18 protein-coding genes are annotated in these 23,220 nt (G+C 59.3%); 6 read left to right on the plus strand and 12 right to left on the minus strand.

The features are described from left to right. Positions 1-230 precede the first annotated feature (230 nt). The 3 genes from hrpA (at position 231) to rplY (ending at position 5,508) form a co-directional block, all read left to right on the plus strand. Positions 231-4,130, plus strand: a complete 3,900-nt coding sequence (gene hrpA, locus AB5Z05_RS02540; RefSeq protein ID WP_368150025.1) for an ATP-dependent RNA helicase HrpA — start codon at positions 231-233, stop codon at positions 4,128-4,130. Between the two features lie 95 nt (positions 4,131-4,225). Continuing rightward, complete coding sequence (locus AB5Z05_RS02545; RefSeq protein ID WP_064336129.1) at positions 4,226-5,104, plus strand: hypothetical protein; 879 nt, start codon at positions 4,226-4,228, stop codon at positions 5,102-5,104. 116 nt (positions 5,105-5,220) lie between these two features. Further along, positions 5,221-5,508 (plus strand): 50S ribosomal protein L25, encoded by a 288-nt coding sequence (gene rplY / locus AB5Z05_RS02550; RefSeq protein WP_005333252.1) that lies wholly within the window; start codon positions 5,221-5,223, stop codon positions 5,506-5,508. Positions 5,509-5,614: 106 nt separating this feature from the next. On the opposite strand, the gene AB5Z05_RS02555 is transcribed toward rplY, so the two are convergent. Further along, on the minus strand, positions 5,615-6,007 hold the full coding sequence (locus tag AB5Z05_RS02555; protein ID WP_005360322.1) for a MerR family DNA-binding transcriptional regulator: 393 nt from the start codon (positions 6,005-6,007) through the stop codon (positions 5,615-5,617). Between the two features lie 122 nt (positions 6,008-6,129). On the opposite strand from AB5Z05_RS02555, the gene AB5Z05_RS02560 reads away from it, so the two are divergent. After that, positions 6,130-7,305 (plus strand): acetyl-CoA C-acyltransferase, encoded by a 1,176-nt coding sequence (locus tag AB5Z05_RS02560; RefSeq protein ID WP_368150026.1) that lies wholly within the window; start codon positions 6,130-6,132, stop codon positions 7,303-7,305. On the opposite strand, the gene AB5Z05_RS02565 is transcribed toward AB5Z05_RS02560, so the two are convergent. The 11 genes from AB5Z05_RS02565 to AB5Z05_RS02615 all read right to left on the minus strand — a co-directional run bounded on the left by AB5Z05_RS02565 (position 7,302) and on the right by AB5Z05_RS02615 (position 19,566). Continuing rightward, positions 7,302-8,525 carry an EAL and HDOD domain-containing protein gene (locus AB5Z05_RS02565; protein WP_005333249.1) on the minus strand — a complete coding sequence of 408 codons (1,224 nt, stop codon included), beginning with the start codon at positions 8,523-8,525 and terminating at the stop codon, positions 7,302-7,304. The two genes, AB5Z05_RS02560 and AB5Z05_RS02565, sit on opposite strands and share 4 nt — an antisense overlap. 115 nt (positions 8,526-8,640) lie before the next feature. After that, positions 8,641-9,909 carry an OmpP1/FadL family transporter gene (locus AB5Z05_RS02570; protein WP_368150027.1) on the minus strand — a complete coding sequence of 423 codons (1,269 nt, stop codon included), beginning with the start codon at positions 9,907-9,909 and terminating at the stop codon, positions 8,641-8,643. A 252-nt stretch (positions 9,910-10,161) separates the two neighbouring features. Continuing rightward, the gene (locus AB5Z05_RS02575; protein ID WP_368150028.1) at positions 10,162-11,448 is read right to left on the minus strand and encodes an outer membrane protein transport protein; all 1,287 of its coding nucleotides are present in this window, start codon (positions 11,446-11,448) and stop codon (positions 10,162-10,164) included. Positions 11,449-11,850: 402 nt separating this feature from the next. Next, entirely contained in the window at positions 11,851-12,630 is a 780-nt protein-coding gene (locus AB5Z05_RS02580) for a DUF3379 domain-containing protein (RefSeq protein WP_368150029.1), read from the minus strand. Continuing rightward, positions 12,623-13,222: a sigma-70 family RNA polymerase sigma factor gene (locus AB5Z05_RS02585; RefSeq protein ID WP_005333245.1), complete on the minus strand. Its 600-nt coding sequence runs from the start codon at positions 13,220-13,222 to the stop codon at positions 12,623-12,625. The genes AB5Z05_RS02580 and AB5Z05_RS02585 overlap by 8 nt, the downstream gene beginning before the upstream one ends. A 13-nt stretch (positions 13,223-13,235) precedes the next feature. Beyond that, complete coding sequence (locus AB5Z05_RS02590; protein ID WP_368150040.1) at positions 13,236-14,747, minus strand: hypothetical protein; 1,512 nt, start codon at positions 14,745-14,747, stop codon at positions 13,236-13,238. Positions 14,748-14,767: 20 nt separating this feature from the next. Further along, positions 14,768-16,219 carry a VWA domain-containing protein gene (locus tag AB5Z05_RS02595; RefSeq protein ID WP_158113027.1) on the minus strand — a complete coding sequence of 484 codons (1,452 nt, stop codon included), beginning with the start codon at positions 16,217-16,219 and terminating at the stop codon, positions 14,768-14,770. Continuing rightward, positions 16,210-17,202: a VWA domain-containing protein gene (locus tag AB5Z05_RS02600; RefSeq protein WP_368150030.1), complete on the minus strand. Its 993-nt coding sequence runs from the start codon at positions 17,200-17,202 to the stop codon at positions 16,210-16,212. The genes AB5Z05_RS02595 and AB5Z05_RS02600 overlap by 10 nt, the downstream gene beginning before the upstream one ends. After that, complete coding sequence (locus tag AB5Z05_RS02605; protein ID WP_368150031.1) at positions 17,199-17,738, minus strand: DUF4381 domain-containing protein; 540 nt, start codon at positions 17,736-17,738, stop codon at positions 17,199-17,201. Before AB5Z05_RS02605 ends, AB5Z05_RS02600 begins: the two co-directional genes overlap by 4 nt. Next, positions 17,723-18,625: a DUF58 domain-containing protein gene (locus AB5Z05_RS02610; RefSeq protein ID WP_368150032.1), complete on the minus strand. Its 903-nt coding sequence runs from the start codon at positions 18,623-18,625 to the stop codon at positions 17,723-17,725. Before AB5Z05_RS02610 ends, AB5Z05_RS02605 begins: the two co-directional genes overlap by 16 nt. After that, complete coding sequence (locus tag AB5Z05_RS02615) at positions 18,616-19,566, minus strand: MoxR family ATPase (protein WP_139407632.1); 951 nt, start codon at positions 19,564-19,566, stop codon at positions 18,616-18,618. The genes AB5Z05_RS02610 and AB5Z05_RS02615 overlap by 10 nt, the downstream gene beginning before the upstream one ends. Positions 19,567-19,748: 182 nt before the next feature. Here AB5Z05_RS02615 and fadI point away from each other — a divergent pair, with 182 nt between their 5' ends. Next, positions 19,749-21,059, plus strand: coding sequence for an acetyl-CoA C-acyltransferase FadI (gene fadI, locus AB5Z05_RS02620; protein ID WP_368150033.1), 1,311 nt, complete (start codon positions 19,749-19,751; stop codon positions 21,057-21,059). Next, the gene (fadJ, locus tag AB5Z05_RS02625; protein ID WP_368150041.1) at positions 21,059-23,206 is read left to right on the plus strand and encodes a fatty acid oxidation complex subunit alpha FadJ; all 2,148 of its coding nucleotides are present in this window, start codon (positions 21,059-21,061) and stop codon (positions 23,204-23,206) included. Before fadI ends, fadJ begins: the two co-directional genes overlap by 1 nt. The last annotated feature ends 14 nt before the right edge of the window (positions 23,207-23,220 follow it).

The raw sequence follows: 23,220 nt of genomic DNA on the forward strand, positions 1-23,220 counted from the left end.
CTCTCTCCCAAGGCAAGCTTCGGCTTGCCTTGGCTATTTCATATGCTGCGACTTATTCATGTTATGCCATCTTACAATAATTGTTTTGCCATATCTGAGGATCGGCCAATCTCTCTGTCTTCCCATATATAACGCTACGTTAAGGCTTGCACCGCCCCCGCTCGCTCTTTAGGATCGCTCCCAGCTTATCGATATGGCCCCTCTGGGCACCTATTTAAGGAATTCGTACCTTGTCTCTCTCTATCGAGGCGCTGCGCCGCCGTCTCTCTGCCTGCATGAACCTCGACGCCCGCCGCCTTTCCAGCCGTCTGCACGGGGTCAAGAAGCTGCCTGAAGGCAAACAGGCCGCCGTGCTGGAGACCATCGCCGCCGATCTGGATGCCGCGCAAGCGCGCTATCAAACCCGTCTGGCCGGAGTACCCAAGGTCACCTATCCGGACAACCTGCCGGTCAGCCAGAAGCAGGCTGAGATCGCCAAGGCCATTCAAGAGCATCAAGTGGTGATCATTGCAGGGGAAACAGGCTCGGGCAAAACCACCCAGATCCCCAAGATCTGTCTGGCGCTCGGGCGCGGGGTGAAGGGCTTTATCGGCCACACCCAGCCACGCCGTTTGGCAGCCCGCACCGTCGCGGCCCGTATTGCCGAGGAGATGGAGTCCGAGCTTGGCCACTACGTGGGTTACAAGGTGCGCTTTACCGATCAGGTGAGCGAGCAGACCCACATCAAGCTGATGACCGACGGTATCCTGCTGGCGGAGATCCAGAATGACCGGATGCTGACCCAGTACGACACCATCATCATCGATGAGGCCCACGAGCGCAGCCTCAATATCGACTTCATCCTGGGCTATCTAAAGCAACTGCTGCCCAAGCGCCCCGATCTCAAGGTGATCATCACCTCGGCCACCATCGACCCGCAACGTTTCTCCCGCCATTTCAACAAGGCGCCGGTGATCGAGGTCTCCGGCCGCACCTATCCGGTAGAGGTGCGCTACCGCCCACTCGTCAGTGATAAAAATGAAGGGCTGGAAGAGCGTGACGAGCTGCAGGGGATCTTCGATGCGGTGGAAGAGCTGGCCGGTGAAGGGTTGGGGGACATCCTCATCTTCATGAATGGCGAGCGGGAGATCCGCGATACCGCCGATGCCTTGCGCAAACTCAACCTGCGCGATACCGAGGTACTGCCGCTCTACGCCCGCCTTTCCAACGCCGAGCAGAACAAGGTGTTCCAGCAACACGCCGGTCGGCGCATCGTGCTGGCCACCAACGTGGCGGAGACCTCGTTGACGGTGCCGGGCATTCGTTACGTTATTGACCCGGGCACCGCCCGCATCAGTCGTTACTCCTGGCGTACCAAGGTGCAGCGCCTGCCCATCGAGCCGGTCTCCCAGGCCAGTGCCAACCAGCGTAAAGGGCGCTGCGGTCGGGTGGCAGACGGTATCTGTATCCGCCTCTACTCGGAGGAGGATTTCAACGGCCGCCCTGCCTTCACCGACCCCGAGATCCTGCGTACCAACCTGGCATCCGTCATCCTGCAGATGCTGGCGCTCGGCCTTGGCAACATGGAGGCGTTTCCCTTCGTTGAGCCACCAGAGTCGCGTCATATCAAGGATGGTCTGACTCTCTTGAAAGAGCTGGAGGCGGTGCGCGAGCTGCCCGCCACCGGCGATCGCGAGGCCAAACTGCAGCTGACCGAAACCGGTCGCCAGCTCTCGCGCATCCCCCTTGATCCGCGTCTGGCGAAGATGGTGATCAGCGCAGCGCAGACCGGCTGTTTGAGCGAGGTGATGGTGATCACCGCAGCCCTCAGCATTCAGGATCCTCGCGAGCGTCCCATGGAGAAAAAACAGGCCGCCGACGAACAGCACAGGCGCTTTGAGGACAAGGATTCCGACTTCTTCGCCTTCGTCAATCTGTGGAATTACCTGAAAGAGCAGCAGGATCTGCTCGGCAGCAATCCGTTCCGCCGCATGTGCCAGAAGGAGTTTCTCTCCTACCTGCGGGTGCGCGAATGGCAGGACATTCATTTCCAGCTGCGCCAGACGGTCAAGGAGCTGGGTTTTAAAGCCAACCATGAACCGGCAGATTTCAAGACGGTGCACTGCGCGCTGCTTACCGGTCTCTTGAGCCATATCGGCAACAAGGATCTGGAAAAGCCCGAGTTCCTTGGTGCTCGCAATGGCCGTTTCCACCTCTTCCCGGCCTCGGGTCTGTTCAAGAAGCCGCCCAAGTGGGTGATGGCCGCAGAATTGGTGGAAACCTCGCGTCTCTACGCCCGCATCAATGCCAAGATTGAACCCGAATGGGTGGAGCCGCTGGCAGGCCACCTCATCAAGCTGCACCACAGCGACCCTCACTGGTCGAAGAAAAACGGCGCCGTGATGGCCAAGGAGAAGGTCACCCTTTATGGCCTGACCCTGGTCAACGAACGCACCATCAACTTCAGCCGTATCGATCCGGCGCTGTGCCGTGAGCTCTTTATCCGCCGCGCCCTGGTGGAGGGGGATTTCGAGACCCGTCACCGTTTCTTCAGCGACAATCGCAAGCTACTGGCCGAGGTGGAGGCGCTGGAGCACAAATCCCGTCGGCGCGACATTCTGGTGGATGACGAGGACTTGTTCCGCTTCTACGATGCCCGCTTGCCGGAGGAGGTGATCTCCGCCCGCCACTTCGACAAGTGGTGGAAAGAGGCGCAAAAGCGGGATCCCGAACTGCTCAACTTCGAGAAAGAGATGCTGATGAAGGGGGATGCGGCCCACATCAGCGATCTCGACTACCCCAACTTCTGGCAGCAGGGGCGCCTCAAGCTCAAGTTGACCTATCAGTTCGAGCCGGGGGAGGCCGCCGATGGCGTGACCCTGCATATTCCGCTGCCGCTCCTGAATCAGGTGGAGGTGAAGGGGTTCGAGTGGCTGATCCCCGGGCTGCGCCATGAGCTGTTGGTGGCCCTTATCAAGTCGATGCCCAAGCCGATGCGCAAGAACTTCGTGCCGGCCCCCAACTATGCCGATGCGCTGCTTGCCAGCATCAACCCCGAGCAGGGACCGCTGCTGGACGAGATGGAGCGCCAACTGCGCCGCATGACCGGCGTCACCGTACCTCGCGAATCCTGGGACTGGAATGCGGTGCCCGATCACCTGAAACTCACCTTCCGGGTGGTGGACGACAAGCACAAGAAGGTGGCGGAAGGCAAAGATCTGGAGGCATTGAAAGAGTCCCTGCGTGGCAAGGTGCAGGAGACCCTGTCGCAAGTGGCGGATGATGACATCGAGCAGTCTGGCCTCACCCTGTGGAGCTTTGGCGAGTTGCCCCAGGAGTACAGCCAGAAGCGCGGCGGGTTCGAAGTGAAAGCCTATCCGGCGTTGGTGGACGAGAAGGACTCGGTCGCTATTCAGCTGGTGGAGAGCCCAGTGGTGCAGCAGCAGCTAATGTGGGCCGGTCAGCGCCGGCTGGTACTGCTCAACGTGCCATCGCCCATCAAGTATCTGCAGGAGAAGCTGCCCAACAAGGCCAAGCTCGGGCTCTATTTCAACCCGTTTGGCAAGGTGGCGGAGCTGATTGATGACTGCATTGCCTGCGGTTGTGACAAGCTGATCGAGCAACATGGCGGGCTGGCTTGGGACGAGGCCGGTTTCGAGGCGCTCAAGGAGTTTGTTCGCGCCGAGCTCAACGATGCGGTGGTGGAGGTGGCCAAGCAGGTGGAAGCCGTGCTGACCCTCTCCCATGAGATCAAGAAGCGGCTCAAGGGCAAGATGCAGCTCGATACCGCCTTTGCCATGTCCGATATCCAGCAGCAGCTCGGCAACCTTATTCACAAAGGTTTTGTCACCGAGACCGGCTGGCAGCGGTTGCCGGACCTCTTGCGCTACCTACGGGCCATTGAGCGGCGTCTGGAGAAGCTGGCCATCGATCCCAACCGGGATCGGGTCTATATGCTCAAAGTGCACAGCGTGGAGTCGGAGTACAAGGCGCTGCTGGCCAAGATCCCTAAATCCCAGCTTATTCCCACCGAGGTGGCCAATATTCGCTGGATGATCGAGGAGCTGCGGGTGTCGTTCTTTGCCCAGAATCTGGGGACCCCTTATCCGGTCTCAGATAAACGGGTGCTTAACGCCATTGCTCAGTGCTAAGCTGCTATCTAACTGTTTTAACAGCATGATAGCGGGTGATGAGAAGGGGTTGCCGGTCAGGTCGCCCCTTCAAACCGCAAGTCAGGGAGGCAAGGATGCTGGGGATCTGGTTGAGTGTGGCGCAGGTGGTGATCAGCGGTTATCAACCCATCGCGGAACAAACCTGGGTGCAGTTGAACCCGGAATATTACCCGCTGGCGCGCACGCCGCCTGCGATGTTTGTGGCCTGGCGTGGCAATCAGTTTCCGCCGCTGGCCCAAAAGCAGAAGCATGGTCGCTGGCAGATCCTCTTTCCCGCCCGATTGGTGCCCCCCTTCGATCTGTTCGAGGGGGAGGCGCAGCTCTCCAAAACCTATCTGGCAAGGCTGCGGCGTATCGACGAGATGGCTTACGGGGTTGCCCCCGGCCAGGTCGCTGCAATCGTGCAGCAGGGGAGTGGTTCCCCTGCTTATCACGCGCAACCTGCCGCGCCCTTTATCGCCGAATTCCGCACACCTCAAGAGGCGTTCGGTGGTGTTGATATGCTCACCGACCCCGCCGAGAGCGAACCTCTACTGGTTCAGCTGGGGGTGACCTTTCGCACTGCGGGGATGAGTGGTGCCCAAGGATATGAGGGAGTAGCGAGCACCGATATGGCGCTCGCCAGCCACACGGCTAGCTTATCCGCAGGCAGTGACGCCATGCTTACTCTCTCGGCTCCTGCGGCCGGCGGTCCACAAACCGTGTGTCATCAGGTCGCAGCAGGGGAGACCCTGTGGCGCATTGCCAACCAGTTATCCAGCGCCCGGGGAGCCGATACCTACAGCTATTTGCTGGCGCTGGTGGCAGAGAACCAGCAGCGGCTTGGCAAGAGCATTCGAGTCAGAACGGGGGAGGGTCTCTACTGCCCGCGCGCCGAGACCCTGGCGAAGTTTGATGCCCTGAGCCCGGCCCAGCGTCAGCAGCAATTCGCCCGGTTGGAGCAGGGGCGCTAAATGCAGAGTCGGTGCCTTGTATCCGAATTTGGCCCGTGGTAGTATTCGCGCTCGTTTTGCGAGGTGTTGACCGGTCGCAGTTAGCACCATAAATTCATCCAAAAGAGATACATACTATGTCTTTCGTATTCCAAGCTGAAGTCCGTTCTGACCTGGGGAAAGGTGCGAGCCGCCGCCTGCGTCAAGCTGACCAAGTTCCTGCCATCGTTTACGGTGCAGGTAAAGAAGCTCTGTCCATCACTGTTGACCACAAGAAAATGATCCTGGCTCAAGAGAAGCCGGAATTCTATGAGTCTGTACTGACTCTGGTTATCAACGGTGAAGAAGTTAACGTAAAAGTGAAAGCTATCCAGCGTCACCCGGTACGTTACAAGCTGATCCACCTGGACTTCGTTCGCGTTTAATAGCGAACCGTCAGGTTGAAGAAAAGCCACTCTCAGGAGTGGCTTTTTGCTATCTGGCATCTTGTGAGCAGGCTGAAGGGACTTGCCTGATAAGCCAGCAAGGCGGTTATCCCAGCTGGCTAAGGGCTTGTTGGCAACGCTGCTCGGCGGCATCCAGCTCCAGCAGCACCATCCTGATATCTTCCATCTGCTGTTGCAGTGTCTCCCGTTTCTCCTCAACCAGTCCCAGCATGGTCTGTAACTGGGTGCGGCTGCTCTTGTCGGCATCATAGAGATCAAACAACTCGCGGATCTCGGCGAGGCTGAACCCGAGCCGCTTGCCGCGCAGGGTGAGCTTGAGGCGAACCCGATCCTGCTTGCTGTAAATGCGGGTTTGTCCCTCTCGGGCGGGATTAAGCAACCCCTGATCCTCGTAGAAACGGATACTGCGCGTCGTAATATCAAATTCCCGGGCCAGCTCACTGATGCTGAAGCGCCGTCCTTCATCCTTGTTGTTCATACAGACTTCTTGGCGAACTAAATCCTGTCTGCACCTTACCTAAACGTAAACTGCACTGCAACTCTTGTTCCATCGCGTCAGAACCCCTATGTTATGGCCATGTAACAAACAGAGGCAGGCAAATGGATATTGCAATTGTGGCGGCAAAACGGACTCCGATGGGGGCGTTTCAGGGGGCATTGGCAGAGGTAACTGCGCCTGAGTTGGGTGCCTATGCCATTGAGGCGGCACTACAGCAAAGTGGGCTGAGTCCGGAGCAGGTCGATGAAGTGTTTATGGGTAATGTGCTGGCGGCGGGCGTGGGGCAAGCGCCAGCCCGGCAGGCGTTGTTGAAAGCAGGGTTGCCAGATAGTGTGCCTGCTACCACGGTCAACAAGGTGTGCGGATCCGGCATGAAAGCAGTGATGCTGGCGGCGGATACCATCCGCCTTGGTGACAACAGGGTGGTGGTCGCGGGGGGGATGGAGAGTATGAGCCGTGCCCCCTATCTGCTGGATAATGCCCGCAGCGGCTTTCGGATGGGGCATCAAAAGGTGCTGGACCACCTATTCCTCGACGGTTTGCAAGATGCCTATGATGGCCAGCTGATGGGGATACATGCCCAGCGCAGCGCCGATCAGGCCGGTTTGACCCGCAGTGCCATGGATGAGTTTGCTCTTGCGTCGTTGCAGCGTGCGCGCGATGCGCAGCAAGCCGGCGCGTTTGCATCCGAGCTGGCAAGTGTCTATCGCGGTGATCGCTTGTTGCTGGCCGAAGACGAGCAGCCCAGCAAGGGCAGACCGGAGAAGATCCCTACCCTGAAGCCAGCGTTTGGCAAGGAAGGCACTATTACGGCGGCCAATTCAAGCTCCATCTCGGATGGTGCGGCGGCGCTGATATTGATGGATGGCGCCACGGCGCAAGCCTGGCAGGTACCAGTGCTGGCACGGATCGTCGGTTATCAGAGCCACGCGGCATTGCCCGCCGAATTTACCTCTGCGCCCATTGGCGCCATTTCACGCTTGCTGGCGCGTCTGGCATGGTCGGTGGAAGAGGTGGATCTATTCGAGATCAACGAGGCCTTCGCCATGGTCACCATGCTGGCCATGAGCGGGGTCGGCATCCCTCATCACAAGGTCAATGTGCATGGTGGGGCCTGTGCACTCGGTCATCCGTTGGGGGCGAGTGGCGCGCGCATTCTGGTGACGCTGATCGCCGCGCTGCGGCAACGGGGTCTGCGGCGAGGCGTAGCCGCGCTCTGTATCGGGGGCGGGGAGGCGACCGCTATCGCGGTCGAAGTGAATGATGAGGCGAATTAATTGGTGGCTTCCATCGCCAGCAGTTGTTCCGTGACCCAGGTGGTGGCGGCCAGATAGAGGTGACTCACCTTATCCTCGCTCAGCCCCAGGCGGGCTGTTCTGGCCGTGACCCGTGACCAGTTGGCGCTTTCGTAATCTTCACAAAACGCGAGGTAGAAACCCAGATTGCCTTTGCGCTCCAGCAGCGCCAGCCGAATATCGTCGATGAGAGGGATAGTGCCGAGCAGCTTGTCCATCGGCTGCTCCATCAGTACATCCAGCAGGGAGAATAGACCGGTGATAAAGGCCTGTTGTGCCTGCTGGCTCGGGGCGTGGGCGTGGGCCAGCAGTTCACAGAATCGGGCTCGGATCATCGACATCTGGTAGAGCTCGGCGCTCTTGCCCTTGCCGGCGCTGGTCGCGGCTACCAGCGAGACAAAGCGCTTTAGCTGGGTGTTGCCCAGATAGATGGCAGCCTGGCGAAATGACGAAATAGGGTTGGTGTGGCCTTTGAGATGGTTGACATAGCGCAACAGCTTGAGAGAGAGGGAGATATCCTGACCGAGTAGCTGCTCAATCTTGTTGATATCAGGCTCTGCCTCGTTGACCACGTTGAGCAACTGCATCACCACGACTTGTGCCGGCTCCATGGTGGCTTGCTTGACCATCTCGGGTCGACTGAAGAAAAAACCCTGGAACAGCTGGATCCCCAGCTGTTTGACCCGCTCGAACTCCGCCTTGTCCTCTACTTTTTCCGCCAGATAGGTGAGCCCCAGCGTCTGATGCCGCTGGATAAACACTTTGATCTGCATCAGGGGGGTGGCACGAAGATCAAACTTGATGATGTGGATAAAGGGGAGGAAGCGCTCCCAATCCGGTGACATGGTGAAGTCATCGAGTGCCAGTTGATATCCCAGCTTGTGCAGCTGTTTCACCTTTTCCAGCAGGGCATCATCCGGTGGGGAATCTTCCAGGATCTCAATCACCACTTTTTCGGGCGGCAGGCACTCTGCCAATCCCTCCAGCAGCAGTGAGTGGGGGAAATTGATAAAGCAGGGGCGGCCCCCCAACAGCTGATCGATATTTTGTTGGAGGAACTGTTCGACCACCAAGCGTGACGTCGCCTGCTGGGAGGAGATACTCGGGAAGACATTATTCAGACTATCGCGAAAGAGCAGCTCATAGGCATGAGTTTTGAGGTCTCTGTCGAGGATCGGCTGTCTTGCTACGTAGGAATACATGCCTTGCTCCAGTAAAGGTACTGGGTTGATTTTATGGTGTTGCAGAACACTATGCCAGTGTTCACCTTATTGAGTAAGGCAATAATTGGCATAGCGTTTTTTGCAGGGAAGGAATTTAGAAGAGATAGCTCAATTGTGCACCAGCCAGCCAGGCATCCCCTTCGGAAGTGCCCTGGAAGGTGGAGGTCGTCAGCGGATTACCCGGTTGCAGCTCCATTTTTTCAGTGACATCCACCTTTTTGCCATCGATCAGGGTCAGCCCCAGATCCACGGTCAGGTTGGGCGTGAACTGATACCCCATTCCCAGGCTGTACCAGAGCCGATCGGCATCCGGGATGGAGATGGTACGACGATCGGCTGGCACCGGGCTGGCGTCATAGGCCACACCGGAGCGCAGTTGCCACTTGGGAGTGACCTGATAGGTCATACCGATGGCGTAGCGCCAGCTATCTTCCCAGTGCTCGTCCTTGATGTGCATGTTCTGCAAATTGTTGAGATCAGCTTCCAACTGAACGAATTTGCTCCAGTTGGTCCAGTTCAGGCTGCCGTGGATAGCCAGCTTGTCAGTCAGCTGATGGAATGCCGCCAACTCTGCCGTCGCTGGCAACGGCAGATCCAGACTGCCGGTATCTCTGACCTCGGTAACGGAGCCATCTGCATTGGGTCGGCCCACGATAGCATCTCCCGAGAGGGTCAAAGTGACATCGTGACGGTAGGATAGGCCAATTCGGGTTTGTTCGGACAACTCCAGCAAGGTGCCGACATTCCAGCCCCATGCCCAGCCATCCCCTTGCAAATGTTTTGCGATCAGGTTGCGAGAGGGGAAGGTGCCACCGACTTCGCCTTCGCCCTGAATAGCAGAGATCCCGGCACCAATTGACCACATCTCATTGATCCGATAGGCGAGTGAGGTACCCAGATCCATGGTCTTGATATCGGAGACATTGCCAAAGTGTCCCGCGCTGTAGTTATCCGGCATCTTGACGCCAAGACCGTAGTAAGAGGTTGCCGAGAAGCCGAGTCGCCACTGCTCGTTGAGTGGAATGATCAGATAGGCGTTGGGTACCCAGGCTGCGGCGGCGATATCGTGTGCACTGGCATCGGAGGTTACGATACCGGCTTTGGTCGGCAAGCGGGTGTTACCTTCAATATTGACGTCAGGACTGACATAGATGACTCCGCCAGAGAGCGCCATCTGATCGAAGCGGGTCATGGCTGCTGCATTGCGGGAGAGCACACTGGCGTTATCCGCGATGGCGGCCTCACCGGCAAAGGCGCGTCCCAGGCCTGTAGCGGACTGTTCAGCCAGCTGGAACCCAGCGGCATGAGTCTGACCCGCGATCACCAGCAGGGCGATGGCGGACGGTTTGATGATGGGATGCATGGCAAAATCCTTGCTGTTACCCGAAGGTTCAATCGGTCATATGAATGGAGGCAGGATTTTATATGGTATGACCAGTAAGGCAACGGTAATGGCCAGTATCTGGATAAAACAAGATTAAATGCTGGGATGATGCACTCTAATAGCTTGATTGGAAAAGAAAAATAAACACGTGTGTGCTACATGTGTGCGCTGAAATCTAAGTTATGGATAAAAAAAGAGCGCCTGGCGGCGCTCTTTCCATTCTATCAATAATCAGAACTTCATGTTGAACTGGGCAGAAGCCAGGAAGGCGTTGCCGTGGGAAGTTCCTTTCCAACGCAGGCTGTCGGAGTGGCTACGCAGACCTTCGTTGACGTCAACTTCTTTACCGTCCAGATAAGCCATACCAAAGTCAACGCTCATATCGGTGTTGATATGGTAGGTGGCACCGGCGCTGTACCAGATACGGTCTGAGTCGGGAATGCTCAGGCTGCGGTAGTCAGCTTCGATCGGGGTGTTGTCATAGGCAAAGCCCATGCGAGCTTCCCAGGCCGGGTTGATATACCAGGTACCGCCGATTGAGTAACGAGTAGAGTCTTTAAACTTCTCATCTTTTTGCAGACATACGCCGCCAGCACATTGGCTGCTGGTTGCTTTCAGCTCCTGGAAGGCGCTCCAGTCAGTCCAGTTTACAGAGTAATGAACAGCAAACAGCGGGCTCAGGCGATGGTAACCGGCGAACTCGGCTTGTGCAGGCAGATCCAGTTTCAGATTGCCATCAACAGTGCGGTTCCCTGAAGTGAGCCCCTGGAAGTCACCATCAAAGCTCATATCGACCTGTGAACGGTAGGTCAGAGCAAAGCGATGGTTCTCATTGACTTCGTACAGAGTGCCAACGTTCCAGCCAAAGCCCCAGGTGTCGCCTTTCAGGTGAGCCAGGCGAGTATCTGTTGCCAGCGGGCCACCCTGGCTAGGTGGGTTCAGCGGACCCAGCAGACCAGCATAGCGGTTGAGTTCGGCGGCACCGTAAACGGCGTTGATACCGGCACCGACACTGAAGTGTTCGTTGATACGATAGGCAATGTTCGGGTTGATATTGAAGGTCATCAACTCGGTATCACCAGCACCGGCACCAGCCGGGAAGGTTTTGGAGTATTCGGTGGAGAGACCGTAGTTGGAGAAGATGCCAATACCCCAAGCCCACTGGTCATTCAGCGGCTGAATAAAGTAGGAGGCGGGAACGAAGGCTGCCGGAGCAATGCCACTTTCGCTGGCTGGAGCCATTTTGTTAGCGCCAGCGTAAACAGCACCATCCACATCCACATCCGGTTTGATGTAGGTGCCAGAGACAGAAACTGCCATCTTGTCGAAGGTGGTCATGGCGGCCGGGTTACGGGCCAGAACGGAGGCGTTGTCGGCAATAGCGGCTTCACCGGCATAGGCGCGACCCAGACCGGAGGCCGAGTGCTCGTTCAACTGGAATGCCGCGGCATGGACTTGACCGGTGGCCAGCGCGATGGTGGCGGCAATCAGGCTCTTCTTGAAAATAGTTGTCGTCATGGTGTTCTCTCTTGTAGGCAGATTTTTTTGCCGATATTGGCTGCACGTTCAATGCAAACCTCGACAAAATCCGTTTTTATTTCAGCTTCTTCCCAATCAATTCTGGCGTGATTCTATGGATCTGGTAGGAGGTAAGAAATCAGACCAGTGACAGCAGAATACATAAAAGTGATCGATGTGTTAATCATTTGTTTTAACTTGCTGTTTAATTCATCATTTTCAGGGTCTAAAGATGGATTATTGACCTGGATTGCCGATCTCCGTCACAAAAATAATTTTGTCAATTTTTCGAAATCTTGAGGCAAATGAGTGACAAAGGGGAGTAATCAGGGGGGGAACAGGCAGCGGCTCGTGACCGCCGCCTGCTATTGAGGATGGTTCTGAGGTTGTTAACCGGGGATGTTAAATGTCCCACTGCAGACGTGACTGCAGGGCGTTGGCAACGGGGGCAAGTGGCTCTTTCATCTCGCCAATCAGTACCATATTGGCGCCTTTGAGCTGGACTATCTCCCCTTTGAGGGTGCCATCTTCAAAGGTGGCCTGTTGCAGGGTTAATGGAACATGTTTGGGCACTAGAAAGAGAGTGACTGGCCCCATCTTTCCCTGAATCACCATATGCAGGGCCGGTCCCTGATAAAACGAGCAGTGATTGACATAGGTCACCTTGAGCCCATCCATCCCGCTCAAGGTGGCGCCATACTTCTCCATCTTGGCATTGATGTTATGCAGATTGACCTGCTCATCGACACCTTCAATAAAGGGTTCTTCGCCATAGACATGAGCCATCGCCACCTGTGCGAGGGAGAGGGCCGCAGGAGCCGTTTCTGGCAGCGTGATCCAGCGGGTGCTCATTCCCAGCAGGAAGGCGACCGATGCAGCCAGGGCGATCTGGCGCCAGGATGTCGATGTCCGGAGCTTGACTGGCGCCGTGCCAAGGGGTCGGGATGGCGGCATATCATCTGGCGCATCACTGTCTTGCAGCATGGCTTGCCTGAGCAGGATCCGCTCGGCCAGTCCGGCGGGAACCTCTACCTGCATGGCACGCTTGAGGCTTCTGTCGAAATGCTTCATCGCGTCGAGGTAGTTCCGATTAGCCTGGCTTGCTTCAGCGGTTTTGAGAAAGTCCGGTTGTTGATCGTTGGGCTGGATCATGGCGTTGCGGCGAAATTCGAGTTCATCCATGTCCGTGTCCTCTTGCTTGGTTCTTCTGCTCCATCGCCTCCTTGATCTGGTTGCGGGCGCGAAACAGTCGGGTCATGACGGTGTTTTTGTTGAGGCCGAGCATCTCGGCAATCTCCTCACCACTGAATCCTCCCACAACTTGCAGCAGTAGTGGCTCCTGGTACTCCTCGGGCAATCGGGCGATGTGACGGTGCAACCACTCGTTCTCCATCTCCTGTTCACTGTGCAGCGCATCGTGCTGGGGTTGAGGGTGATCGTCGAGATCCACCAGCTCCAGCTGTTTGCGTTCAAAGCGGCGGGCGTTCTCCCGTCTGAGGATGGTGATCAGCCACCCTTTGGCCGCCTTGTCATCCTGCAGGGTGTCGATAGCCTTCCAGGCACGCAGGAAGGTCTCTTGCACCAGATCTTCAGCCACGTTGGGGTCTCGGGTCAGCCAGTAGGCATACCGGTAGAGATCGCCGTGCAGCGCATGAACCAGTGCTTCAAATTTGGTTTGTTTGTCAGCCATGGGATCAGAGACCGGCGAAGTGGCCGGATCATTTCCACCAATATGCTGCTGAGCACGTTTTTTTCTAAAAAACAGCAGTGCCATAGGGCAATCCTTGTCAGGGGGCGTGGCGGCGGGAGCGGGAACTCCCGTGCGCCAGCAGGTAAATCAGATGCGCAATACCGGCCGTTTCATCAGCCCTGAGGGGGCGCGCCAGAGCGCGCCACTCGATGGGCGGACCAGAAGAGGGCCGTGCAAAACAGGCTCGCTCGAGTGCGGCGAGCGCGTTGCCGAGCCGATTATGCCCAGCGTCGGACAACTGGCCTAATTGATAATAGGAGACCTGCCAGCGCATGGTCGCCCACTTGATCAGCGCCTTGCGACTGGCATCCGGCTGGTGTTGGGCAAGGGCACGTTGCAGTTGATAGAAGGCGCGCCAACGGGGCCAGTGGCGCCATAGCGCACGCAGCGTTATGGCCAGCACGACCCACCAAAGGCTCTCTCGCAGTGCCACCTGCGATGTCTGCTGATCAGGTTGCCGATTTGTCGTTGTCTGAAACGTCAGCGTGATGGCGGGCAGGCTGGCCTGCTCAATCCGACCGCTTTGGGTATTAAACCAGGGCAGATCAATGGGGGGGAGCTGATAGTCACCGCTCTGCTCCGCAACCAGAGTCTGGCGCCACTGTCGCTCAAACAGCAGCTTGCCATCTCGGTAACGCTCCTGCTGTTGCTCGCCATCGGGATGTGCCTGTATGCCGCTTGGCAGTTGATGGGCCATCAGGGGGGCAAGCTGTATCTGGCTGCTGTCACCATTTTCCATGGTCAGGGTGAGGATACGGATCAGTGGTTCACCCACTTCCCCCGTGGAGGCCGGTTCAAGCCGTTGACCCAGGGTCAGCCGGGTGGCCACCGGCGTGGCGGGGGCTTTGTCGACCCGAACCTCGAGTGGTGCCGCGCGGGCCGAGAGTTTTTGCGGCTTGTTCCCTTGCTGCGTGAGCTGCCCCTGCAAGCGGGGTGAGTCGAGGAGCCATAGCCCAGGCGCTTTTGCCTGAACGAGCCAGCTGCGGGTGAGCCGGCCGGGTAGACCAGCCTGAACGGGGGCGATCCACTCGTCGCTACCGAGGCGACGGATGGTAAAGTGGGCAGAGCTGAGCTCGCTCAGGGCCGGGTTTTGCATGCTGGTAGGTAGCCACAGTGTCAGCCGGTAGATCACCGGCTGGCCGGGATAGAGCGGGCCCTGATGCTCAAGGCTAGCCTGCATCTCGAGGGGCGAGGGGGCAGCGGGTTGCGGCAGCGCCGCTGTTTTCACCTCTCTCAATGGCAGGGTGAGCGAGGGGGTAAACTCATTTCCCAGCTTGAGCGGGGCAATCACCACCTTTGTATTAGCGGGTGAGTCGCTCTGGTGCAGCGGGATCTGCCAGCGAGTCAGTTGTTGTACCGGGGTGGTGACCCGGCTCATGGTCACTCTGCCCACTGCAAATTGGCGCAGTAAGGGGGAGATCTCCAGTTCGTTGCTCTGGCGCTCGCCATCCGCTTCGATGATCAGTAGCCAATCGTTGGGGTCGGCCCCCGGCAGCAGCTCTGCCCTAGGGGGCAAAGCCCAGCAAAGTGGACTCGCGAGTGCGAGCAACAGCCCCCATCCTGCCCGCGTCACCAGGGCTCCTCCACCTTGATCAGATCTCGGCGCAGCGCCTCTTTGCGCAGTCGCTGCTCCAGCAGCAACACCGGGGGAGAGGGGGGCAGGGGCATTGCCGTCGCCTGCTGAGCGGCCGATGGTTCGGGTTGCTTGCTGTTGCTGGTATCGGGAGCCGCCGCCGCTGCGCCCTGTAACAGAGAGAGGTTATAGAGCGCATCTTCATGACCGGGTTCAAGCGCCAGGGCCGCCAGATAGGCCTCTTTGGCTGCGGCAAACTCCCCCAGTTGCAGCAGGGCATTACCGCGGTTGTAGTGGGCAGTGGCACTCGCTGCTTCCTGATAGGCTGCGATGGCTTGCCGATAGGCACCGGCTCGATACCAGGCGTTGCCGCGCCAGACCGGATCGTTGAAGGTGCGGGCGGCCCGCTGAAAATCCCCCTCTTGATAAGCCTGCATCGCTTGCAGATCTCCCTTCTCTGCTGCTTGCAGATCTTGTGGCGCAAGCAGCTGAGCTCCCACCATCAGCGCCATCATCAACCGGGCGCCGACTCTGGCCAGCAAGGCGAGCGGTAACAAGGGGATCAGCAACCAGGGGCCAAGATCCAGTGGCGCCGGGGTGAGGGCCGAGGTAGTGGTGGGCAGCGGTGCAAAGCGGGGGACATCGCTGCCAAGCCACTGCAGCTCACCGCCGAGACGGTTGGCCAGAGCGGCAATGGCCTGACTATCGGGGACGGGCAACTGCGCGGGCATGCGGGTGGCAAACCCCAACTCATTGGCCGGAATGGCGGGCATGGGGGCCGGTTGACCACTGCTGGCGAGTAGAATATCGAGGCGTGCCGACTGGGTGTCGCGGCAGAGAAGGCGTTGTTGGCAGGGCCACAGAGCAGCGATTTGGGCCATCTGATTCTGGGTGAGGTCGTCGGTGATCAGCAGTAGACGGGCCTGCTCACCGGGGGCCAGCTGCTTCATGGCAAGTGCCACAGCCCGTGCCGGGTTGCTGCCCTGCAGCGGCATGATATCGGGGCGCAAGTCGGGCAGTAGCAGCGAAAGGGCCTGATGATCCCGGGTTGGCGGCATGGCGAGGTAGGCGTCGCCTGCGTAGAGGATCAGCGCAATGCGCTCGCCCTTGGCGCGGCTCAGCAGCTGCTGTAATTGCCATCTGACCCGGGTTGCCCGATCCGGTTTGAGATCGGTGGCGGTCATCGAGCGTGACAAGTCCAGTAGCCAGATATCTAGCGGTGCTGCAGGCTGCTGTTGCAGCTCACCGCGCAGTGCCGGTCCGCTCAGAGCCAAAATGACGGGCAGGGTTGCCAACCAAAGCCAGGGGCGTTGAGGACGGGATGCTGGCAGCAGATAAGCCTGCATCGCAGGTGCGAGCAGCGGGGGCTGGCGACGACGGCGCCACCCTTGCCAGAGCCAGGGGATGAGTGCGATCAGCCACAGGGGGCGGAGCAAGATCAACTCCATCTGCGTGCGCCTCGTGTCAGCCAGCTACGCACCATGCGAAACTCCAGCCTGCCGTGCCCTGACGGCAGAAGCAACAAGCCACAAAGCAATGCCAACGGCCAGGGGTAGAGCTCGATCACCGGCTGGTACTGGGCAATCGGCATGGGGGCAGGTTCAAGGGTATTGAGAGTCGCGTTGATGGCATCGAGATCGCTTTGGGTGCGTGCCCGAAAGTAACGCCCCTGGCCTGTCTCGGCCAGCTCTTTCAGGAGCGGCTCGTCCAGTTCGCTGCTGGGATCGGCCTGACCGCTGCCTGCCTCATCATAGGGTTGGATAAAGGTATCGGGATCGGCCCCGACCCCCAGCGTGTAGATCCGTATTCCCTGCGCCGCGGCGAGTTTTGCCTCCTGCAGCGGGTCGGCATTGCCTGCGGTATTGCGGCCATCAGTGACCAGCAGCAGGGCGGTGGGGCGACCCGGATCTCCATGCTGACGCGCCAGCTGGATGGCTTCGCCAAGGGCGGTGGTTCGGCCGACAAGATCAAAATCGAGCTCGTCGCTCAAGGTCAATAGCGCCGGGATCTCCTGAGTGAGGGGAGAGAGCAGGTAGGCGTGATCGGCAAAGACAATGAGGCCCACCCTGTCTCCGGCCCGTTTGGCGATCAGCGTCTTGATCTGCTGGCGCACCGCCGTTAGCCGTGCTTGCTGCTCACCGTTATCGAGCATATCAGGGGTGCGCATGCTGTCTGACAGATCCACCGCCAGCAGCAGATCCCGACTCCCTTCATATTGAATAACCGGTTCTCCCCACCACTGTGGGCGGCAGAGGGCGAGGATAAGGGCGCACCAGAGCAGCATGGCGCGCCAAAGCGGTAATCCGGCCTGAGGACGCAGCAGCGCAAACCCGGGGTGAGCCAGATAGCCGCGGCGCAGGGGCGGCAAGCCGAAGCGCACCAGCAAGGGCAGCACCAGCGCCAGCGCAAACCAGGGCCAGGCCAGGATCATGGATGCCTCCGCGCGGTTTTACGCCTCGAGCGGGGGGCGAGCTGGAAGAAGAGGGTTTGACCCCAACGGCGATAATGTTGCTGAAGCTGTTCGCACTGCTCGCGAGTCGGGTTCTGGCTGCCATAGAGCCAACTGCTCCAGTGAGACGAGAACTGGCTGAAATCGCTGCCGCCGTGGCGATCGATGAAGGCGAGCCACGCCTCTCCTTGCAGCTGGCGCGCCTCGGGCCAGCGTTGCAGCGCTTCATGACGCAGAGCCTCCTGTATGCGTGCCACCAGCGGCGCCGGATCCCCCTCCAGCTGGCGGCACCAGCGGCGGTAACGTATCACCCTGAGGGCAATCAGGACGATCAGTAGCAGCAATAACCCTGTGATCAATAGCCACAATAGCGCCTGTACCCGAGGATCAATACTCTGTTCAATCAGATCAGGCCCCGGGTGGATGTCTCGCATCAGGGCGGCCAGTGGCGGAGTGATTGCATCGGAGGCTTGGCTGGGAATATCGACGTCGGTGGGGGAGCTCATCCCTGATGACATAACCCCTCCTGCCACTGCTGTTGCAGCGTCTGGCTGTTATCGAGCAGGTAGAGGCGCTGCACCAATGGCAACAGCAACTGCTTGCCGTGGACCAGTTGCTGTTCGGCGGCTTGCTGGTAGCGGCGGGAGAAACCGGCATGGCCCCCATCCAGCCAGCCCTGATAGTGCTGCCCTGGCCGATCGATAGCCACTGGCAGCTGGCCGTCAGGGGGAAGGGCTGCCTCAAGGGGATCGCGGATCTGCCAATAGTGAATATCGTGGCGGCGGGAGAGCAGTTGCAATTGCTGAAAGAACGCCGACTCGCAGGGTCTGTGATCGGTGATGATCGTCAGCTTGGCACCGTGAGGCAGCTTCACGCCGGACAAGGTGTCGCCCAGCGAGTGAGAAAGCGCCCGGCGGGCCAGCCCTTGCTGATAGAGATGGCAGAGGGATTCGAGCAGGGGCAGCACGCTGCCGCGCTGGCTCTGGTGATTTGGGATAAGCCCGTGGCAGATCAGGGTGTTGTGCTGCTTCTCCCCTTGCCAGATCAGGGCGGCCGCCAGCTCGCACCCCAGACGCGCCTTGAGCTGGAGCGTGGAGCCGAAATACATGGCGGGAGAGAGATCGAGCAGCAGCCAGTGCGCCTGATCGAGCTCCTCGCTATAGAGGCGGGTATAGGGACGACCGAGGCGTGCGGTCACTCGCCAGTCGATATGGCGTACCTCGTCACCAGCCTGATAGGCGCGCAGCTCGCGAAACGTGAGTCCGGGAGATCGGCCCGGTTTGCCGCGTTCGCTGTTGCTTCTGCCCGCGTGAGGTGGCTTCCTGGCCTTGGCCCAGAGCCGGATATTTAGCAGCCGTGGCAGCGACAGGGCGATATCGGGATGGAGCTCCTGCGCTAGGGACATGGCACCTGATCCAGCAGTTGGGCGATCAGGATATCGTTATCCAGATTGTCGGCCAGTGCCTGATAGCTGGGAATAAGGCGGTGGCGCAGCACAGGATAGGCTTGCAGCTGAATATCTTCCGGCAGCACATAATCACGTCCGGCGAGCCAGGCTCGGGCGCGGGCGGAGCGAGCCAGTCCCAGCGTAGCCCGAGGGCTGGCCCCCACGGCAATCAATGGCTCAAGGGCAGGGCACAGGCCGCTGCCCGGGCGGGTAGCACAGACCAGCTCCACCAGATAGTGCTCCAGTCGGCTTTGCATGGTCACCGCCAGCACTTCGCTGCGAGCACGCTGCAAGTTGGTCTGACTCAGAGTCACCGGCGCCGCGCCAAGCTGTTCGCCGCTGGCGTTGAGCTGCAAGATGGCGAGCTCCATGGTGGGGCTCGGGTAATCCACCATCAGCTTGAGCAGAAAGCGGTCGAGCTGGGCCTCCGGCAGGGGATAGGTTCCCTCCTGCTCGATTGGGTTCTGGGTGGCGGCGACCATAAAGAGGGGTGGCAGCCGCCAGCTCTTTTTGCCCACGGTGATCTGGTGTTCGGCCATGGCCTCCAGCAGCGCTGATTGCACCTTGGCCGGCGCTCGGTTGATCTCGTCCGCCAGCACCAGATGATTGAAGAGGGGGCCTGGCTGGAATACAAAACTGGCATCCTGCGGGTGAAACACCTCGCTGCCGGTGAGATCGGCAGGCAGCAGGTCGGGAGTAAACTGGATACGGGCAAAGCGTCCCTCGACGGCGCCAGCGAGCGCCTTGACGGCGCGGGTTTTGGCAAGGCCGGGGGCCCCTTCGATTAACACATGTCCTTCACATAACAGGGCAATCAGGAGCCCTTCTATTAGCTCCTCCTGCCCCAGGATCTGACTGCCAAGATAGTCCCTAAGTGCTCTGAACTCGGCCGCTGCCATGCGATAAACCCGTTGTTTTTATGGAAGTTGATCTTTTTATACTCTAGTTGCTTCCCAAGGGCGAGCAAAGGGGCCTTGCCGTGCTTAATTTAGTTTCAATCAGCTGTATGAAACTTGTGATTGGATTGTTAAGATGTGGCGCAATGAGGTCAGACCTCTGCCTTTTAAACCAAGGAGCCAGGATGAAACAGCCATTGAAACTGACGACTCGCCAGGGCGAACGGATTGCCGTCGTGGCGGGGCTGCGTACCCCCTTTGCCAAGCAGGCCACCGCCTTTCATGGCGTGCCAGCAGTCGATCTCGGCAAACTGGTGGTGAGCGAGATGCTTGCCCGTACCGATCTCGATCCCAAGCTTATCGACCAGCTGGTATTTGGCCAGGTGGTTCAGATGCCGGAAGCCCCCAACATTGCTCGCGAGATCGTGCTCGGTACCGGCATGAGCGTCAATACCGATGCCTACAGCGTCTCCCGCGCCTGCGCCACCAGTTTTCAGGCGGTGGCCAACGTCACCGAATCCATCATGGCCGGTACCGTAGACATCGCCATTGCCGGCGGCGCTGACTCCTCTTCCGTGCTGCCCATCGGGGTGAGCAAGAAGCTGGCCCGCGCCCTGGTGGATCTCAACAAGGCGCGCAATCTGCAGCAGCGCTTCAACATTTTGCGCCAGTTGCGGGTCAAGGATCTGCTGCCGGTGCCGCCTGCTGTGGCTGAATATTCGACCGGTCTCTCCATGGGGCAGACCGCCGAGCAGATGGCCAAGAGCCACCAGATCAGCCGCGAGGCGCAAGATGCGCTGGCTCATCGCTCTCACACTCTGGCCGCGCAGGCTTGGGCCGATGGCAAGCTCAGTGGCGAGGTGTTTACCGCCCATGTGCCGCCCTACAAGTCGCCGCTCGAGCGGGACAACAATATCCGTGAAAGCTCGGATCTGGCGAGTTACGCCAAGCTCAAGCCGGTTTTTGACCGGGGTCATGGCACAGTGACTGCGGCCAACGCCACGCCGCTGACCGATGGCGCCGCCGCAGTGTTGCTGATGCGCGAAGGTCGGGCGAAAGAGCTGGGACTCGAACCGTTGGGTTATATCCGCAGCTTCGCCTTCTCGGCCATCGATGTGTGGCAGGACATGCTGATGGGCCCCTCCTATGCCACGCCGCTGGCGCTGGACAGAGCTGGTATCACGCTCGGTGATCTGACCCTGATCGACATGCACGAAGCCTTTGCCGCCCAGACTCTGGCCAACCTCAAGATGTTTGCCAGCCACGATTTTGCCCGTGACAAGCTGGGCCGCGATCAGGCCATCGGCGAGGTGGACATGGAGAAGTTCAACGTCCTCGGTGGTTCGCTGGCCTATGGCCACCCCTTTGCCGCGACCGGTGCGCGGATGATCACCCAGACCCTGCACGAGCTGCGTCGTCGCGGCGGGGGACTGGGGCTCAACACCGCCTGTGCGGCGGGTGGATTGGGCGTGGCTATGGTGTTGGAGGTTGAATGATGAGCGCTAAGACTTTTTCCCTGGATGTTCGCAAAGATGGCATCGGCATCCTCACCATGGATGTGCCGGGCGAGAGCATGAATACCCTGAAGGCCGCCTTTGTGGAGGAGATCCGCACCGTGCTGGCCGAAGTGAAACGCAACAAGGATTTGATCGGTCTGGTGGTCACCTCCGGCAAAAAGGACTCCTTCATTGCCGGCGCTGACATTACCATGCTGGCCGCCTGCACCAGTGCCAAGGATGCCGAGACCCTGTCGCGAGAAGGGCAGGAGATCTTTGCCGAGATCGAGGGGCTGACCATTCCGGTGATCGCCGCCATTCACGGCCCCTGCCTCGGTGGCGGGCTGGAGCTGGCGCTGGCCTGCCATGGTCGGGTGGTGACCGATCACGGAAAATCTGTGCTGGGATTGCCGGAAGTTCAGCTTGGTCTGCTGCCGGGCTCTGGCGGTACCCAGCGTCTGCCGCGCCTCATCGGGGTGGCCAAGGCGCTGGATCTGATGCTGACCGGCAAGCAGGTGCGGGCCAAACAAGCCAAGAAATTGGGGCTGGTGGACGATGTGGTGCCGCCGTCAATCTTGCTGGATGCTGCCATCAAGCTGGCCAAGAAGGGCAAACCGCGCCATCAGTTGAAACGGGATCTGCAGGGCAAGGTGCTGGAGACCAACAAACTGGGTCGCAAGGTGCTGTTCGATCAGGCTAGCAAGGGGGTTAAAGCCAAGACCCGTGGCAACTACCCGGCGCCGGAGCGGATCCTGGACGTTGTGCGCATTGGCGTGGAGGAGGGAATGAAGGCCGGTCTGGCCGCCGAGTCCCGCCACTTTGGCGAGCTGGTGATGACTGCTGAGTCTGCCGCCCTGCGTTCCATCTTCTTTGCCACCACCGAGATGAAGAAAGAGGTCACCTATCAGGGGGCCGAGCCGCGCAAGGTGGCCCATGCCGCCGTGCTGGGCGGTGGTCTGATGGGGGGCGGCATTGCGTTCGTCACCGCTACCAAGGCGGGAGTGCCGGTGCGGATCAAGGATGTGGCAAGCGCCGGGATCGGCAATGCCATGCGCTACAGCTATGACATTCTGGCCAAGAAGCTCAAGCGCCGTCACATCTTGCGCAGCGAATTGGAAAAGCAGATGAGCCTGTTGACCGGTACCCTCGACTACTCCGGTTTTCACCGGGTCGACATAGTGGTGGAGGCGGTGTTTGAAGATCTCGCGCTCAAACACCAGATGGTGAAAGACGTGGAGCGTGAGTGCGGTGAACACACAGTGTTTGCCTCCAACACCTCCTCCTTGCCCATCAACCAGATTGCGGCAGAGGCGGCGCATCCGGAGCGGGTCGTGGGGCTACACTACTTCAGCCCGGTGGACAAGATGCCGCTGGCGGAGATCATCCCCCACGCTAGCACCAGTGCCGAGACGGTCGCCACCACCCTGGCTTTTGCCCGCGCCCAGGGCAAAACGCCCATCGTGGTGAAGGACGAAGCCGGTTTCTACGTCAACCGCATCCTTGCCCCCTACATGAATGAAGCGGCAAGACTGGTGCTGGAAGGGGAGCCGGTGGAGGTGCTGGATAGCGCGCTGCTGGACTTTGGTTTCCCGGTTGGCCCCATCACCTTGTTGGACGAGGTGGGGATCGATGTAGGGGCCAAGATCTCCCCCATTCTCGAAAAAGAGCTGGGCGGCGAGCAGTTCCAGGCGCCCAAGGCGTTCGACAAACTGCTGCAAAATGATCGCAAGGGACGCAAGAATGGCAAGGGCTTCTACCTCTATGGCAAGGCGGCACCGCGTAACAAGCTGACCGGCAAAGAGGGCAAGAAGAGGGTGGACGAGAGCGTCTATGGCGTGCTCGGTATCAAGCCGTCTGCCAAGCTGGCTCGTCAGGAAATCGCCGAGCGCTGCGTGTTGCTGATGCTCAACGAAGCGGCCATGGCGTTGGATAGCGGTGTGGTGGCGTCGGCCCGTGATGGCGATATCGGCGCCATCTTCGGCATCGGTTTCCCGCCTTTCCTTGGCGGCCCGTTCCGTTATATGGACACGCTCGGGATCGATCATCTGGTTGGCCGTCTGGAGTATTACCAGAAGCGCCACGGCGACCGGTTTGCACCCTGTGCCCGCCTCAAGGCGATGGCCGCAGAGCAGCAGACCTTCTACTGATAATCGCAGCAGAG

Source organism: Aeromonas sp. R2-4 (assembly GCF_040908365.1).
GTDB lineage: Bacteria > Pseudomonadota > Gammaproteobacteria > Enterobacterales > Aeromonadaceae > Aeromonas > Aeromonas veronii.

Excerpts from the sequence above, each read along its gene's own strand:
- AB5Z05_RS02545 (WP_064336129.1), top strand. The coding sequence starts at position 4,226 with ATGCTGGGGATCTGGTTGAGTGTGGCGCAGGTGGTGATCAGCGGTTAT.
- rplY (WP_005333252.1), top strand. The coding sequence starts at position 5,221 with ATGTCTTTCGTATTCCAAGCTGAAGTCCGTTCTGACCTGGGGAAAGGT.
- AB5Z05_RS02555 (WP_005360322.1), bottom strand. The coding sequence starts at position 6,007 with ATGAACAACAAGGATGAAGGACGGCGCTTCAGCATCAGTGAGCTGGCC.
- AB5Z05_RS02560 (WP_368150026.1), top strand. The coding sequence starts at position 6,130 with ATGGATATTGCAATTGTGGCGGCAAAACGGACTCCGATGGGGGCGTTT.
- AB5Z05_RS02565 (WP_005333249.1), bottom strand. The coding sequence starts at position 8,525 with ATGTATTCCTACGTAGCAAGACAGCCGATCCTCGACAGAGACCTCAAA.
- AB5Z05_RS02570 (WP_368150027.1), bottom strand. The coding sequence starts at position 9,909 with ATGCATCCCATCATCAAACCGTCCGCCATCGCCCTGCTGGTGATCGCG.
- AB5Z05_RS02575 (WP_368150028.1), bottom strand. The coding sequence starts at position 11,448 with ATGACGACAACTATTTTCAAGAAGAGCCTGATTGCCGCCACCATCGCG.
- AB5Z05_RS02580 (WP_368150029.1), bottom strand. The coding sequence starts at position 12,630 with ATGGATGAACTCGAATTTCGCCGCAACGCCATGATCCAGCCCAACGAT.
- AB5Z05_RS02585 (WP_005333245.1), bottom strand. The coding sequence starts at position 13,222 with ATGGCACTGCTGTTTTTTAGAAAAAAACGTGCTCAGCAGCATATTGGT.
- AB5Z05_RS02595 (WP_158113027.1), bottom strand. The coding sequence starts at position 16,219 with ATGGAGTTGATCTTGCTCCGCCCCCTGTGGCTGATCGCACTCATCCCC.
- AB5Z05_RS02600 (WP_368150030.1), bottom strand. The coding sequence starts at position 17,202 with ATGATCCTGGCCTGGCCCTGGTTTGCGCTGGCGCTGGTGCTGCCCTTG.
- AB5Z05_RS02605 (WP_368150031.1), bottom strand. The coding sequence starts at position 17,738 with ATGTCATCAGGGATGAGCTCCCCCACCGACGTCGATATTCCCAGCCAA.
- AB5Z05_RS02610 (WP_368150032.1), bottom strand. The coding sequence starts at position 18,625 with ATGTCCCTAGCGCAGGAGCTCCATCCCGATATCGCCCTGTCGCTGCCA.
- AB5Z05_RS02615 (WP_139407632.1), bottom strand. The coding sequence starts at position 19,566 with ATGGCAGCGGCCGAGTTCAGAGCACTTAGGGACTATCTTGGCAGTCAG.
- fadI (WP_368150033.1), top strand. The coding sequence starts at position 19,749 with ATGAAACAGCCATTGAAACTGACGACTCGCCAGGGCGAACGGATTGCC.
- fadJ (WP_368150041.1), top strand. The coding sequence starts at position 21,059 with ATGAGCGCTAAGACTTTTTCCCTGGATGTTCGCAAAGATGGCATCGGC.